A 15,781-nucleotide genomic window follows, 5' to 3' on the forward strand; every position below is an offset into this window, starting at 1 on the left:
ATTCATGAAATGTTCAGAAGTGCTGGCAGATACTAGCCGATCGCCACGGCCGTTCCCCCGAACGGTCCCTTGCTCCGGTAGCCAGAAACCATGACGCGTCCCGCTCCTCTGCTGCTCCTTCTCGCTGGTTTGTTGTTCTTCTTTGCCTTGGGTGGCCATGAGCTGCAAGGCTCCACCGAAGCCCGCGTCGCCGGGATCGCCATGGCCATGCACCTGGACAATGACTGGGTCATCCCGCGCCTGTTCCGCGAACCCTTCCTGGAAAAACCGCCCCTGAGCCTATGGCTGGACGCCGGCGCCATTCGTCTGTTCGGCGGCACGACGTGGGCAGTGCGCCTGGCGTCGGCATTTGCCGGCCTGTTCAGCGTGATGCTGTTTTACGCGATGCTGCGCAAGTTTGGACGGCCCAAGCCAATGGCATTCTGCGCGGCGCTGATTCTGGCAACCATGGCCAGTTACTGGGGCAACGTGCGGGGCGTGGGGGAAGACTCGCTGCTCAGCCTCGGCGTGACCACCGCGCTGCTGGCGTTCTATCAAGCTGTGCGGCCGGACCGCGAAGGTTCAAGTACGTGGGCCTGGGCGTTGTTCACCGTCGGCATGGTCATCGCGACCCTGAGTAAAGGTGTACTGGGCCTGGCGATGCCGGGCATTGTGATCTTTGTGTACCTGGCCAGCACCAGCGTGATGGATAAGCGTGTGCGCATTGGCGACTGGCTCAAGCCAGCGCTGTTCACGCTGCTGGCCCTGGTGCCGTTGCTCATCTGGTTGAGCTTCCTGTTCCAGCGCGGCGGCATGCAGGCTGTGGCCGAAGTGCTGTGGACCAACAGCGTCGGGCGCTTCAGCGGCTCGTTTGTCGAGGCCGGGCACTATGAGCCCTTCTACTACTACATCGCCAAACTGCCCGAAGCCTTCCTGCCGTGGAACATCCTGGTGTACCTGGGCCTGTGGCACTTTCGCAAAAGCCTGGTGCGTAACCGCTACCGGCTGTTTTTCAGCGTGTGGCTGGTGGCGCAGTTCACCCTGCTGACCCTGGCTTCGAGCAAGCGCGTGGTTTACCTGATGGCACTCACGCCTGCCGCCGCCGTACTGGCAGCGGAATACGCAGGGGTATTGTTGGCGTGGCTCAAAGCCAACAAACCGGCGCTGTACCGCGTCCACCGAGGCGTGATCGGTGGCGTGTTCACCCTGGCGATAACCTGTTACCTGGCGGCGGCGTTCTGGTTTGCGCCCAAAGCCGACGTGCGCCAGTCGTTTGTGCCCGTCATCAGTGAGGTTCAGGCCTACCAGGCCCAAGGCAAGGACGTGGTGCTGTTCCAGCCCAACGAACGTATCGCCGGGGCCAGCGTGTTCTATCTGCAGGCCTACTTGCCGATCCTGCAAACCGAAACTGAGCTGCGCAGCTATCTCACGGCCAAGCCCGGCAACATCGCGTTGCTGGACCGCACGGAGCAACTGGCCGAGAAGGTCACGGTGATCAAGGAAATCTCGATCAACCGTCAGCCTTACTACTTCGTCGAGCAGTAAGGCTGGCGCGGGGCATCAGTGCTTGGTGAGCTTGTCCAGGTAACCCATGGCGAACGCCGAGATCACAAAGGTCATGTGGATGATCACGTACCACATCAAATGCTGCGGATCGACGTTCTTGGCGTCCATGAAGATACGCAGCAGGTGGATGGACGAGATCGCCACGATAGACGCCGCCACTTTCATCTTCAGCGATGAAGAGTCCATGGTGCCCAGCCAGTTGAGCTTTTCCTTGCTCTCATCGATATCCAGCTGCGAGACGAAGTTCTCGTAGCCGGAAATCATCACCATCACCAGCAAACCGCCGACCAGGGCCATGTCGATCAACGACAGCAGCACCAGGATCAGGTCGGACTCGGCCATCGAGAACACGCTCGGCAGCAGGTGAATCACTTCCTGGAAGAACTTCAGCGCCAGCGCCAGCAACCCCAGGGACAAGCCGAAATAAATCGGCGCCAGCAGCCATCGCGAGGCGTACATGGCATTTTCGATAAAGCGTTCCATTGAATCTCACACAGCCTGGCTAAAAATGGCCGCGAGTATACCAGCCGCTACCAAACACCTGTAACCGCGAGAAAACTGACCTGAGCGGCATCTGTAAGAGAATTTTTCTGCTAGTGTCGAGCCCATCAAATCGGCTCGATGCTGACGAACAGGAAGACTCGAATAATGGATGTGCGATCCCCTTTGGCCACTTTCGGCCTGTGTGCGGTGTTGCTGATGGCTGGCGGCTGCTCGCCCAAAGAAGAGCAGAAGCAGGCCACCCTCGAAGAGAAAACCGCGAAGTTCGAACAATCGCTGGACAGCATTCAAGACCCCAAGCTCAGAGACGCCATCGCCGACCTTGGTGGCTCGCTGCTGTTGCTGGAGCGGGCGCGGGTCAAGCTCGCCAACAAGCCCATCGAAGCCGAATACGGCGAAGACACCCTGGCCCTGCTCAAGCACTACCCCACGCCCCAGGCCTTGGTGGACACCTACATCAATGGCCTGTTCGTGCTGCGCAAAGCCTCGCATTCCGACTACCTGACCGATTTGGAGCCGGTGTTCCCCTTCAACTTCAACACCCCGGACCAATTCCCCTTCCCCCACGGCCTTGAATGGCAGTCGGTGACGTTGAGCAACAACAAGGTCATTCCCTTTCAGCCCGAATGGTCGGAAACAGATCCGGGTATCCAGCTCAGCCCGAGCAGTTCCAACCTGACTAACCCCGATGACTTGACGGTGACTTACCCGTTTATCGAGGGCGTAGAAACCGAGAACAAGAGCCAGCCGCAGCCCGTCAGTCTCAAGGGCGCGGTCGAGGTGATGGCGCCGGGCAAAGTGCTGACCTTCGATTTGTCGAAAAAAGACGTGGGCCACAAACGCACCGAGGGCAACATCACCCTCAACCTGCTGCTGCTTGAGAAAAACTACGCCGAGATCGAGCTGACCAACAGCGAGCCCCTGGCGCCGGAAGTCGGCGACGAATCGCCAAACCCATTGCTGGTGCAGGCGCGCGACAACACCGGGCAATTTCTCACCCGCTCAGGCTCGATCAACGAAAACGCCGCGCAAGTGGCGTTTTACGAGAAACAACTGGCCGAGATGCAAAAGCAGAAAGCCTGGTCGGAGGCCTTTGAAAAACAGCTGACGGACGAGCAAAAAGCCTTCGAGCACAAACAAAGCAGCCATTACGCCAAGGTGTATTTCAATGGCCTGATCGACACCCTGCAGGTCGACGTCCTGGATTTTTCCAAGGCCACCGTCACCCGCAAGGACCTCGACCTGCCGGTGCTGCGTTTTGACAAGAACAGCCTGCAAAAGACCGTGCAAGCCTTGCCGATGCCGGTCACCGTGTACGACGACAGCGCTGCCAGCTGGCTCAAAGACGCGGCAATGACGGAAGACCAGCTGAAAAACAGCGTGACGATCAGCCAATCAACCGAAGACGCCAGCGCTGCGAAGATCGTCTTTGACCACCCGTTCACCTTCAATGACGACCTGGTCGGTGCCGATCGCAACAACAGCGACGCGCCCATCACCTTCTTTGCGGCGGACGACAAAGGTCAACGCGGCGAGCCCATCGAGCTGCCGGCCGAGGCTTTCGAGCTGAACGCCGCCACCGGCACGCTCACCTACGATCTCAACCTGTTCCCGGAAACCCCGGCGTTTGTGGTGGGCTCGATTCCGCTGTTTCTCGCCACCATCGAGAAAGCCACGATTGACGTTGCCAAGCTGCCCAAGGGCCTGTCGCTCAAGGACAACGCATTGATCGTCGATCAACACGAATTTCCCGCCGACAGCTGGCGCTTCTACGCCAAGGACGCGAGCGGCAATTACCTGAAGGAAATTCTCGGCGTCAGCCACCGTGCCGAGGAATACGGCACAGCGTTGTTTGACGTGCACTATTTCTACGGCCAGCCGACCAGCCTGGAAAGCTACCAGCGCACCGACCTCGACACCGTGCAATACGGCTTTGAGGTCAAACTGGACAAGCCCGACAGCAAATAAACGCTCAGTGGCGAATATCACTGAGCGTCTGGGCTCGCCCGCCATTGAGTTGCCGCAGATGTGCCTGCAGGTGCAGGCACCAGATCTGCGGGTCGTCCGCCAGCTCGTAGCCGTGCAGCGTCAAGCTTTCGACGATCGATCCCAGAATGGTTTCTGCCACGAAGGGCCCATGAAACGGGCCTTGAGACTTGATGGTGGAAGGCTGTTCGCCGGTCATTCCGGCAGCAAACAACAGCGTCCACATCCCGTTATCCCCGGCGAGAGGGCGAATGGAGCATTCGATACGGGTGACCAGGCCCAGGCATTGGCGGGTAAGGCAAAGGTTGCGCGGCATGGCGGCGACCCTCGGTAGATCGGTGTTCAACCTCGCGCAGGGCAAGGCTGTCTCTGTCCAGCGACTCCTGTGGATATCCCTTGAAGTGAGAATAGAAGAAAACCAGTACAAACCAAGCTTGTAGGGACCAACGGGCGTTGGTGCCTGAGGATGGAGTCAATTTAGTGGCGAATTTACCGAGGTGGTCGATACACCGCTGATCAAATGTGGGAGCGGGCTTGCTCGCGAAGGCGGTCTGTCAGACACATTGATACTGACTGATCCACCGCCTTCGCGAGCAAGCCCGCTCCCACATTAACCGCGTGCTGACAATAATCAGGTGGGTTTGGCTTCCGCCAACGCCTGCTGCGCCAGCTCCTTCTCCGCCTCCTTCAAGTCATCCTCGCTGATCATCTCGGCAATCGCGCGCAAACGCTCTACCACGCGCGCATTCACGGTGCCTTCAGGGAATTGGCCCTCCTCGTCCGGCTCACCGGCAGGCTCACCGACCAACAAGCTCAACGCCTCGTCCGCCTGACGCACGGCGTAGATGTGGAATTGCCCGTCGCGCACGGCCTGCAGCACCTTCTCGTCAAGCATCAGCGTAGCCACGTTGGCCTGCGGGATGATCGCGCCCTGCTCACCGGTCAACCCGCGTGCTTCGCAGAGGCGGAAGAAGCCTTCGATTTTCTCGTTGACCCCGCCCACCGCCTGCACCTCACCAAACTGGTTGATCGAGCCGGTGATGGCAAAGCACTGCTTGAGCGGCGTCTTCGACAGCGCCGAAATCAGGGTGCACGCCTCGCCCAGCGAGGCACTGTCGCCGTCCACATAACCGTAGGACTGCTCCAGCGCGATACTCGCCGAGATCGCCAGCGGGAATTCCTGTGCATAACGGCTGCCCAGGTAACCGGTGAGAATCATCACGCCCTTGGAGTGAATCGGCTGGCCGAGGTTAACTTCGCGCTCGATGTCGACAATGCCGCTGCCGCCGGGGTACACCGTGGCGGAAATCCGCGCCGGCACGCCGAACGCCGAGTCGCCGACCTCCAGCACCGTCAGCCCGTTGCACTTGCCGACCGCCGCACCGGCGGTGTCGATCAGGATCACGCCGGCAAGCATGTCGTCGAGAATCCGCGCCGACACCCGCCCGGTACGCGTGGCCTTGGCCTTGAGCGCGCGTTCGATATGCCCCGCGTCAGTCATCTCGTCGCCCGCCAGGTGGCGAATGAAATCCGCCTCACTGACCAGCTGGAACAAGTCGCCAATGCGCGCCGACAACCGCCCCTGATGTTCAGCCAGGCGGGCGCTGTAAGTCGCCAGCCGCGCCACCGCGTCCGACGTCAACGGTGCCATGCCTTCTTCCGAGGTGCGGGTTTTAAGCAACTGGGCAAACTGCTCCAGGCTTTCGTCGACCATCGGGATGTCTTCGTCGAAATCCACCAGGACGCGGAACATCTCCTGGAAGTCCGGATCGGCGTCCTGCAGCGCGTAGTACAGCTGGCGCGAACCGATAATGATGACTTTGACCTGCAACGGAATCATCTGCGGGTTGAGGGTCACCGTGGCCAGGCGGCCCAGCTCGCCCAGCGGCGATTCCATCTTCAGCTTGCGCGACTGCAGGGAGCGCTTGAGCGCGTCCCACACAAACGGCTCGCCGAGCATTTTTTCGGCTTCCAGAATCAGGAAACCGCCATTGGCACGGTGCAAGGCGCCCGGGCGCAACTGGCGATACGTGGTGTAGAGCGCGCCCTGGTCGGTGCTGTATTCAATACGGCCAAACAGGTTGTCGTAGGTCGGGTGCGGCTCGAACACCACCGGCGCGCCGCCATTGACCGGGTGGCCGACCACCAGGCTGGGGCAGTATTGCTCTTCGAGCAACTTGCGGGCCTGGGCGTCGGTCTTGGCATCATCCACCAGTTGCTCGACCACGGTTTTGAGCAGGTACACCTGCATGGCTTGCAAGTAGCCGCATACCGCTGCGTTTTCTGCGTACTTTTCCGACAGCGGCGCCAGCAAAGGCTGCAGGGCCAGGGTGATGGTTTCTTCGTTGAATTGGCGCAGTTGGTTGTTGGACTCACGTTTCCACTGCGGCAGGCTGGCCAACTCTTCGTTGAGGCGCTCTTCCAGCTCGGAAATATCTGTGTGGAAGCGCTCACGATCAGCTTCCGGCAGCTGCGAAAACTCGGCCTCGTCCAGCGCCTTGCCATCAAGCATCGGCGTGAACGCGATGTTGGTGCTGTCGCGGTACAGCGCCACGTCCTTTTCAAGGGCCAGACGCTCGATCACGTCCAGAGCCTTGTCGTAGCGCTGGTTGAAGGCGCGGTCGATGGCGCTTTTGCGCTGTTGATAGGTGGGGTGTTCGAACACCGCCGGGAAAGTGGCGACCAGGTTGTCGACCAGCGCGTTGATATCGGCGATGAACGCCGCTGCGCCGCCGCCCGGCAATTCCAGGGCGCGTGGCTCACGCGGCTCATCAAAATTATTGACGTAGACCCAGTCCGACGGGGTCTGCAGGCGTTTGCCTTCAGCTTTCAGGTAGCGTTTGACGAACGAAAAGCGGCCGGTACCGGGCTCGCCCATGACAAACACGTTGTAACCGGGGCGTGGCATCGCCACACCGAACTGCAACGCTTCAACTGCGCGTTCCTGGCCAAGCACACCGCGAAAGGGCTCCAAATCATTGGTGGTCGAGAAGCTGAACTGTTCAGCGGAGAAAGGGCGAGTCAGCGCTTCAGGCGCTAGACGCAAGCTGGCAGCAACAGGATCAGGCATCGGGCTTCCTTACATCAGGCGGGGCAGATGACGGCATTCTGGCTCTCGGTTGCGCGCTCTGGCAAGGCGCGCCTGTGGGAAAGCGTAGACACGGGAGGCGTCCTACAAAAAAATCGCGACAACGGTGCGCAATCACTCCGATTGTTTTATAAAAAATAACGGAACCCCAGGAACGTGCCTAAACTCCAAACTGCGCGGGTTGGACTAATAACTGGCCCCTAGGGCGCTGCGACGCGCCTGAACCCTTGTCCATTGGTTTGCACACAAAGAGAACAAAGCTATGAAACGGATCCTTCTTGGTACTCTCTTCACCGTCGTCTCCCTCAATGCAATGGCAGAAGCACCAGGTGGCCCGAACTGCGGTTGGGGCAACATGTTGTTTGAAGGCCAGCGCGGTACTCCAGCTCACTTCCTCGCTTCCACCACCAACGGCACCTCGGGTAACGCCACCTTCGGCATGACCTCGGGCACCAACGGTTGCAGCACCAACAGCGCCCTGACCTACGGCGGCAAGTCCTGGATTGCCATGAATGGCATGATGAACGAGCTGTCCGAAGACATGGCCAAAGGCAACGGCGAAGCGCTGACCACCTACGCGGTGGTACTGGGCGTTGCACCGGAAGATCGCGATCACTTCGCGGCCGTGACCCACGAGCACTTCCAGCAGATCTTCAGCAAAGCTGACGTGACCGCCGATGACGTGCACAACAACACCCTGGCTGTACTGAAAAGCGATGCCCGCCTGGCAAAATACGCTACCCAGGCTTAAGCTCGACCCGCCCGCGCCTTTCGAGGCGCGGGTTTTATTTTGGACCCGCCTCCCCTTTGGGTCTCACTATTTCCGACTTAAGTTGCCCCTATGCTCAAACGCTTTGCCTGGTTGGCACTCTTCGCCTGCGCCCCGCTGTATGCGGCCCCGCATATTGATGATCAACGTTTGCAGCAATTGGCCAACGATCCGTTCTGGCTATCTCTGGGCCATTACGAAGCCGGCAAGCTCAAGGGCTGGCGCAGTTATGTCAGCGACAAGAAATTCTTCCTCGCCCCTGATGGCGCCCACCATCCGGACCAGGAACTCAAGGCGACCGTAGAGGCGCTGTACGCCCCGGCCAGCCTCGGCGAAAAACACGCCCAATGCGTTTACCCCGCACGTACGCGATGGCTCAAGGAACAGTTGCAGCTGACCGACTTGCCTACCCTGGAGTGCAAAGAATTCACCCAGTGGTTCAAGGACGTCGCGCCCCACAGCGCGGTGATGATCTTCCCGGCGGCCTACCTCAACAGCCCGTCGTCGATGTTCGGCCACACGTTGCTGCGCATCGACCAGGCTGACGTGCAAAGAGACAAGACCGCGCTGCTCAGCTACGCGATCAACTTCGGCGCCTACATCGAAGGCTCCGACAACAGCATTCTCTACGCCTGGAAAGGCCTGATGGGCGGCTATCCGGGCCTGTTTGCGTTGGTGCCCTACCAGGAAAAGCTCTCGGAGTACCGTAACCTCGAGAACCGTGATCTGTGGGAATACCGCCTGAACCTTACCCAAGTCGAGACCGAACGCATGGTCCGGCACGTATGGGAGCTCAAGCAGATCCAGTTCGACTATTTCTTTTTCGACGAAAACTGCTCGTATCGCCTGCTGGAGCTGCTGCAAGTGGCGCGCCCAAGCCTGCGCCTGACCGAGCAATTCCCGCTGACGGCGATCCCCACCGACACCGTCAAGGCGGTGAAAGAGGCTGGCCTGGTAGAGAAAATCGACTATCGCCCGTCCCGTGAACGCGAACTGCTCGAACGTGCCAAGCCGCTTGATAGTGATGAGCAGCAATGGGTATTGAACATCAGCGACGACCAGAAGCAGCTGCAGGAGCCCGCCTTCAAGGCGCTGCCCCGCGACCGTCAGGCGCTGATCATCGACGCCGCCTATCGCCTGGGCCGCTACCGCGCCAATGGTCTTGAGCGCGACACCGAACGCTCGCAACGCAGCTTCGAACTGCTGCGCGCGATCAACCAGAACCCGGCGCCAGACCTGAAAGTCGAACGTCCCGGCCTGCCGGAAGACGGCCATGAGTCCCGCACCTGGCAGGCTGGCATCGGCACCCGTGGCAGCAAGACCTTCGGCGAATACGGGCTGCGCATGGCCTACCACGACCTCAACGACAACGCCGAAGGCTTCCCGCTGGGCGCGCAGATTGAAATCCTGCAGATGAAACTGCGCCAGTACGAAGGCAACCACTGGCAACTGCAGCAATTGGACCTGGCCACCATCCGCTCGCTGACCCCACGCAACGCGCTGTTGCAACCGTGGTCATGGCAAGTGACTGGCGGCCTGGAGCGCGTGCCAGGCAAACACGACGATGAAACCCTCGTGGCCCACGTCAACGGCGGCGCCGGCGGCACCTGGCAACTCACCGACGACATGCTCGGCTTCGCCCTCGGCACCGTGCGCGTGGAACACAACAACGACTTCAGCGAAGCCATCTCCCCGGCTGCCGGGTTCAACACCGGCGTGCTGTGGAAAAACCCGCTGGGGAATTTGAGCCTGGAAGCCAAAGGGGATTTCTTCACCAATGGCGAAGTGCGGCGCAGTGTCAGCTTGAACCAGCAGTGGGAATTGTCGCGCAACCTGGGCCTGCGCCTGAGCGCCCAGCGCGAGTACAGCCACCTGTCCACCCCCGTGAATGAAGTGATGCTTGAAGTGAAGTGGTATCACTACTGACCTGTGAGACCGGGCGAAGACCCACTGTGGGAGCGGGCTTGCTCGCGAATGCGGTGTATCAGTAACAACCTGACTCACCGCCCCACCGCCATCGCAGGCAAGGCAGCTCCCACATTGATTCATGCCCGGCCTGAATCCTGCGCCCGCCGCAGTTCAAAGGTGGGAGCGGGCTTGCCCGCGAATGCGGTGTATCAGTAACAACCAGGCTGACTGCCCCACCGCCATCGCAGGCCAGCCAGCTCCCACACTGTTTTTGTGCCTGGCCTGAATCCTGCGACCGCCGCAGTTCAAATGTGGGAGCGGGCTTGCTCGCGAAAGCGGTGTATCAGTAACAACCTAACTGACTGCCCCACCGCCATCGCAGGCAAGCCAGCTCCCACACGGGTTTGTGCCTGGCCTGAATCCCTTGCCCGCCGCAGTTCAAATGTGGGAGCGGGCTTGCTCGCGAAAGCGGTGTATCAGTAACAACCATACTGACTGCCCCACCGCCATCGCAGGCAAGCCAGCTCCCACACGGGTTTGTGCCTGGCCTGAATCCCTTGCCCGCCGCAGCTCAAATGTGGGAGCGGGCTTGCTCGCGAAAGCGGTGTATCAGTAACAACCAGACTGACTGCCCCACCGCCATCGCAGGCAAGCGAGCTCCCACACCGTTTTGTGCCTGGCCTAAATCCTGCGACCGCCGCAGTTCAAATGTGGGAGCGGGCTTGCTCGCGAAAGCGGTGTATCAGTAACAACCAGACTGACTGCCCCACCGCCATCGCAGGCAAGCCAGCTCCCACACGGGTTTGTGCCTGGCCTGAACCTCTTGCCCGCCGCAGTTCAAAGGTGGGAGCGGGCTTGCCCGCGATGGCGCTCGGTCAGGCGATGATGTATTGAATGAACCACCGCATTCGCGAGCAAGCCCGCGCCCACATTTGGCTCGCGTACATTCAGGCGCATCGCATTGCCCACCCCATCAGGAGTTTCATCAACATGGCCGTTAACTGCACCACCCTCGAAGAAGTCCGCGCAAACATCGACCGCCTCGACCAACACATCGTCACCCTGCTGGCCGAGCGCGGTCATTACGTCTCCCAGGCGGCACGCTTCAAAAAAGACGCCGACGGCGTCAAGGCGCCGCAACGGGTTGAACAGGTGATTGCCAAGGTGCGGGGTTTGTCCGAGGCGGTGGGCGCCAACCCTGAGGTCACTGAGCAGGTGTATCGCGCGATGATTGCGGCGTTTATCCAGCAGGAATTGGCCGAGCATGCCGAGCTGACGTCCAACCAGACGACATAACCCCCGCTGTGGCGAGCGGGTTTGCCCCACGTTGGCCTGCGCAGCAGCCCCAAGCAGTCTGTCGGGGAGTATCAGATACTCCGCGTTCCTGTTTATCAGGGCGGCTGCGCAGCCCGACGCAGGGCAAGCCTGCTCGCCACATAGGCCGGATCAGCACCTGTGGCGGTGTCAGGCGTTGGGTGGCGGGTGTTATCGCTTGGGTCGGGTCGTCCACAACGGCTTTGCCCCTCTCGCACAGCTAATGCGCGGCCCAGGCATATTGTTCGCCGCGTCGTGATGGGCCTTTAACCCAACACCTTTCTCACCTCTCTTTCACACCTGCCCGACAAATCCCTGACTAGACTCACCCTATCAGCCGTGAAACGGTCAGGGAGTACGCCATGTGGCGGTCTGCGGTAATGCTGTGCGCAGTAGTGTGGTTGTCAGGTTGCCAATCAACCCACCAGGATTTGCTGGCCAAAGGTTATCCACCGGCCTTTGCCGATGGATTTGATGACGGTTGCAGCAGCGGTCGCCAGGCCGCCGGTGTGATCAGCGGGGAGTTTCGCAAGAACGTGCCGCGGTATCTCAAAGACCGCCAGTACGCCGAAGGCTGGGAAGACGGCTTTCGACAGTGCAAGGCCATGCGCGAGAACGAAGAGTTGCGCGACTACAAGGACAACCACTGGGATGACCGTGAACGGGACTGGCAGCAGGAAAAAGACCGCGACGCCGCCAAAGCTTATCGCCCGCAGTAGGTCGCTTTCAGACATCCATCGAAACTAAAGCGCGGCGACCATGGCCCAAACTCCATAGAGGGAGAATGTCATGAGCCGAGCTTTTGTTAATGAAGACAACGCCGCCGCCCAGGCCGACCAACCGGTAGAGCGCCAGGTCAGTGAGCAACCCAACCACCTCACCGCGCAAGGGTTGGCGCAATTGCAGGCCAAGGTCGCGCAGTTGCAGCACGAATACAGCCTTGAATCTGCCAAGGACGATAAACAGCGTCAGGCGGATCTTGAGCGGGACCTGCGCTACTTCAATCAGCGGGTGCAAAGCGCCCAAGTGGTGGCGCCGGCGACTTCCACCGAAAAGGTGCAGATCGGCAGTTGGGTCACCTTCGCCAACGAACAGGGCGAGCAGCAGCGCATTCAGTTGGTAGGTGAAGACCAGGCCGACGCCGCCGCCAACCTGATCAACTGGGGTTCGCCGCTGGGCCGCGCATTACTGGGCGCCGAGGTCGGCGACGAGGTGCTGTGGAAGCGCCCCGTCGGTGATCAGGTGATCGAAGTGCTGCGCGTCGAGCCACAGGTTTAGACGATGCCTTGGGCCAGCATCGCGTCCGCGACTTTTACGAAGCCTGCGATATTTGCGCCTTTCACGTAGTTGACCCGGCCGTTTTCTTCGCCGTAGTGCACGCAGGCGTGGTGGATCGACTGCATGATGTTGTGCAACTTGCTGTCGACTTCGCCTGCGGTCCACAGCAGGCGCATGGCGTTCTGCGACATTTCCAGGCCGCTGACGGCCACACCGCCGGCGTTGGAGGCTTTGCCCGGGGCAAACAGAATGCCGGCTTCGATAAAGATATCCACAGCCGCAAGCGTGGTTGGCATGTTGGCGCCTTCTGCGACGCACAGGCAGCCGTTGCGCAATAGGGTGCGCGCGGCATCGGCGTCGAGTTCGTTTTGGGTCGCGCATGGCAGGGCAATATCGCAGGCCAGTTCCCAGGGCGTTTTACCGGCGCGAAATTCCAGGCTGTAACGGGAAGCCAATTCGCTGATGCGCCCGCGCTGCACGTTTTTCAGCTCCAGCAGGGCCGACCATTGCTCCTCGGTCAACCCGCTTTCGGCGTACAGGGTGCCTTCGGAGTCGGACAAGGAAATCACTTTGCCGCCCAGGTCCATGACCTTGCGCGCCGCGTACTGCGCGACGTTGCCGGAACCGGAGATCGCCACGCGCTTGCCCTCAACCCGCTGGCCGTCGCGCTTGAGCATTGCTTCGGCGAAATACACGCAGCCAAAACCAGTGGCTTCGGGGCGGATCAGGCTGCCGCCGTACGTCATGCCCTTGCCGGTCAGCACCGAAGTGAACTGGTTGCTGAGGCGTTTGTATTGACCAAACAGGAAGCCGATTTCGCGCGCGCCCACGCCGATATCGCCGGCCGGCACGTCCACGTCGGCGCCGATGTGGCGGTACAACTCGCTCATGAACGCCTGGCAAAAACGCATCACTTCGGCGTCGCTCTTGCCCTTGGGGTCGAAGTCCGCGCCGCCTTTGCCGCCGCCCATGGGCAGCGAGGTCAGGGAGTTCTTGAACGTCTGCTCGAAGGCGAGGAATTTCAGTACGCCCAGGTTCACCGAGGGGTGAAAGCGCAAGCCACCTTTGTAGGGGCCGATGGCGCTGTTCATCTGAATGCGAAAGCCGCGATTGACCTGGACCTTGCCGTGATCATCCACCCACGACACCCGGAAGGTGATCGCGCGTTCCGGCTCGCAGATGCGCTCCAGAATGCCCGAGGTCAGGTAATGGGGGTTGGCTTCGAGAAACGGCCACAAGCTGCGCAGGACTTCTTCCACGGCCTGGTGAAATTCCGGCTGGTCAGGATCGCGTTTCTTGAGGCGGGCGAGGAAGGATTCAACGGATTCGATCATGAAGAAGTCTCGGCAAATTGATTGTTTTTAAAGGAGATTGAGCCGGACCTTAGCAACTGAAGTTGCACCTGAAAAGCGCAAAATGTCGCCTTTGTGAATTTAAATGGTGCATTGGATATAAATAAATGGGCTTTTTTGCACCATGAGAGGGATTTCAGCTTAGGGCATGCACCAGCCGTTAAACCGCCTTCGCGAGCAAGCCCGCTCCCACATTTGATCGATTTCCAACTATGGAATGCGCTCGAATGTGGGAGCGGGCTTGCTCGCGAATGAATCCACCTCGGTCTCTTTGAAAAAACGCGCAAAAAAAACGGAGCCCGAAGGCTCCGTTTGTTCCAACCAGCCCAAATCAGGCCAGTTTTTTGTGACGCACACGGTGCGGCTGGGCAGCCGCATCGCCCAAGCGCTTTTTACGGTCCGCTTCGTACTCGGTGTAGTTACCTTCGAAGAACACCGCTTGGGAGTCGTCTTCGTACGCCAGGATGTGAGTCGCGACGCGGTCAAGGAACCAGCGATCGTGAGAGATCACAATGGCGGCGCCCGGGAAGTCCAGCAGGGCTTCTTCCAGGGAACGCAGGGTTTCAACGTCGAGATCGTTGGACGGTTCGTCGAGCAGCAACACGTTGCCGCCTTCTTTCAAGGTCAGGGCCAGGTGCAAGCGGCCGCGCTCACCACCGGACAGGTCCTTGACGAACTTCTGCTGGTCGCCGCCCTTGAAGTTGAAACGGCCGACGTAGGTGCGCGACGGGATTTCATAGTTGCCGATGCGGATCTGGTCGGAACCGTCGGAGATTTGCTGGAACACAGTCTTGCTGCCATCCAGGTCTTCGCGGCTCTGGTCGACGCAGGCCAGTTGCACGGTTTCACCGACTTCGATGGTGCCCGAATCCGGCGTTTCCTTGCCCATCAACATGCGGAACAGAGTGGATTTACCCGCACCGTTACCGCCGATTACGCCGACGATCGCGCCTTTTGGCATGGAGAACGACAGGTTGTCGATCAACACGCGGTCGCCATAGCCCTTGGTGACGTTCTTGAACTCGATGACCTTGTCACCCAGGCGCGGGCCGGCCGGGATGTAGATTTCGTTGGTTTCGCTGCGCTTCTGGAATTCCTGCGACTGCATTTCTTCAAAGCGTTGCAGACGAGCCTTGGATTTGGACTGGCGGGCCTTGGCGCCTTTGCGCACCCACTCCAGCTCTTCCTTCATGGCTTTTTCGTGGGCCGATTGCTGCTTGGATTCAGCGGCCAGACGGTCGGACTTGGCTTCCAGCCAACCGGAGTAGTTGCCCTCGTAAGGGATACCGGCGCCACGGTCGAGTTCCAGAATCCAGCCGGCGACGTTGTCCAGGAAGTACCGGTCGTGCGTGATCGCAACCACGGTGCCCGGGAAATCGTGAAGGAAGTGTTCCAGCCAGGCGACGGAATCGGCGTCCAAGTGGTTGGTCGGTTCGTCGAGCAGCAGCATGTCGGGGGCCGACAGCAGCAGGCGGCACAGGGCCACGCGACGCTTTTCACCACCAGAGAGGAATTCGACCTTGGCGTCCCACGCCGGCAGGCGCAGCGCATCGGCGGCGACTTCCAGCTGGCGCTCCAGGTTGTGGCCGTCGCCGGCCTGCAGGATGGCTTCGAGCTTGGCCTGTTCGGCGGCCAGTTTGTCGAAGTCGGCGTCCTCTTCGGCGTAGGCGGCGTAGACCTCGTCCAGGCGCGCCTGGGCGTTCTTGATCACGGCCACGGCCTCTTCGACCACTTCACGCACGGTCTTGGTCGGGTCCAGGATCGGCTCTTGCGGCAGGTAGCCGATGTTCAGCTCGGGCATCGGGCGGGCTTCGCCTTCGAACTCGGTGTCGACGCCGGCCATGATTTTCAGCAGCGTGGACTTACCCGAACCGTTGAGGCCGAGCACGCCGATCTTGGCGCCTGGGAAGAAGGACAGCGAAATGTTTTTCAGGATTTCCCGCTTCGGCGGAACAACTTTTCCCAGCCGATGCATGGTGAAGACGTATTGAGCCATGGTGAACCTAGCGTCAGTGACTGATGAATTAAGCGGACGAAGCC

The 15,781-nt window shown here is 60.2% G+C and carries 12 protein-coding genes; 7 read left to right on the forward strand and 5 right to left on the reverse strand.

All coding sequences use genetic code 11. The features are described 5' to 3' along the window. Positions 1 to 90 precede the first annotated feature (90 nt). Positions 91 to 1,524 carry an ArnT family glycosyltransferase gene (locus AC19YS_RS16420; RefSeq protein WP_500602243.1) on the forward strand — a complete coding sequence of 478 codons (1,434 nt, stop codon included), beginning with the start codon at positions 91 to 93 and terminating at the stop codon, positions 1,522 to 1,524. A gap of 15 nt (positions 1,525 to 1,539) precedes the next feature. Here the strand turns inward: AC19YS_RS16420 and AC19YS_RS16425 are convergent, their stop codons facing one another. Continuing rightward, the gene (locus AC19YS_RS16425; protein ID WP_106579278.1) at positions 1,540 to 2,028 is read right to left on the reverse strand and encodes a TIGR00645 family protein; all 489 of its coding nucleotides are present in this window, start codon (positions 2,026 to 2,028) and stop codon (positions 1,540 to 1,542) included. A gap of 165 nt (positions 2,029 to 2,193) precedes the next feature. Here AC19YS_RS16425 and AC19YS_RS16430 point away from each other — a divergent pair, with 165 nt between their 5' ends. Further along, a complete protein-coding gene (locus AC19YS_RS16430; protein ID WP_500602244.1) occupies positions 2,194 to 4,014 on the forward strand; it encodes a hypothetical protein in 1,821 nt (606 codons plus the stop codon). Positions 4,015 to 4,018: 4 nt separating this feature from the next. Here the strand turns inward: AC19YS_RS16430 and AC19YS_RS16435 are convergent, their stop codons facing one another. Next, a complete protein-coding gene (locus AC19YS_RS16435; protein WP_106579280.1) occupies positions 4,019 to 4,348 on the reverse strand; it encodes a PA4575 family protein in 330 nt (109 codons plus the stop codon). Positions 4,349 to 4,663: 315 nt separating this feature from the next. Continuing rightward, positions 4,664 to 7,102 (reverse strand): Lon protease family protein, encoded by a 2,439-nt coding sequence (locus tag AC19YS_RS16440; protein WP_106579281.1) that lies wholly within the window; start codon positions 7,100 to 7,102, stop codon positions 4,664 to 4,666. A gap of 280 nt (positions 7,103 to 7,382) precedes the next feature. On the opposite strand from AC19YS_RS16440, the gene AC19YS_RS16445 reads away from it, so the two are divergent. From AC19YS_RS16445 to AC19YS_RS16465, 5 genes are all read left to right on the forward strand, one after another. After that, positions 7,383 to 7,871, forward strand: a complete 489-nt coding sequence (locus AC19YS_RS16445; protein ID WP_083356699.1) for a DUF3015 domain-containing protein — start codon at positions 7,383 to 7,385, stop codon at positions 7,869 to 7,871. Between the two features lie 90 nt (positions 7,872 to 7,961). Further along, a complete protein-coding gene (locus AC19YS_RS16450) occupies positions 7,962 to 9,815 on the forward strand; it encodes an Lnb N-terminal periplasmic domain-containing protein (RefSeq protein ID WP_500602245.1) in 1,854 nt (617 codons plus the stop codon). A gap of 972 nt (positions 9,816 to 10,787) precedes the next feature. Beyond that, the gene (locus AC19YS_RS16455) at positions 10,788 to 11,093 is read left to right on the forward strand and encodes a chorismate mutase (RefSeq protein WP_200623903.1); all 306 of its coding nucleotides are present in this window, start codon (positions 10,788 to 10,790) and stop codon (positions 11,091 to 11,093) included. Positions 11,094 to 11,473: 380 nt separating this feature from the next. After that, on the forward strand, positions 11,474 to 11,830 hold the full coding sequence (locus AC19YS_RS16460) for a hypothetical protein (RefSeq protein ID WP_106579283.1): 357 nt from the start codon (positions 11,474 to 11,476) through the stop codon (positions 11,828 to 11,830). A 70-nt stretch (positions 11,831 to 11,900) separates the two neighbouring features. Next, a complete protein-coding gene (locus AC19YS_RS16465) occupies positions 11,901 to 12,389 on the forward strand; it encodes a GreA/GreB family elongation factor (protein WP_500602246.1) in 489 nt (162 codons plus the stop codon). Here AC19YS_RS16465 and gdhA read toward each other — a convergent pair. Further along, a complete protein-coding gene (gene gdhA, locus AC19YS_RS16470) occupies positions 12,386 to 13,723 on the reverse strand; it encodes an NADP-specific glutamate dehydrogenase (RefSeq protein ID WP_169367655.1) in 1,338 nt (445 codons plus the stop codon). The genes AC19YS_RS16465 and gdhA overlap by 4 nt on opposite strands. Positions 13,724 to 14,072: 349 nt before the next feature. Next, positions 14,073 to 15,737 carry an energy-dependent translational throttle protein EttA gene (gene ettA / locus AC19YS_RS16475; protein WP_106579286.1) on the reverse strand — a complete coding sequence of 555 codons (1,665 nt, stop codon included), beginning with the start codon at positions 15,735 to 15,737 and terminating at the stop codon, positions 14,073 to 14,075. Positions 15,738 to 15,781: the final 44 nt, after the last annotated feature.

The organism is Pseudomonas sp. MF08831 (genome assembly GCF_059862645.1).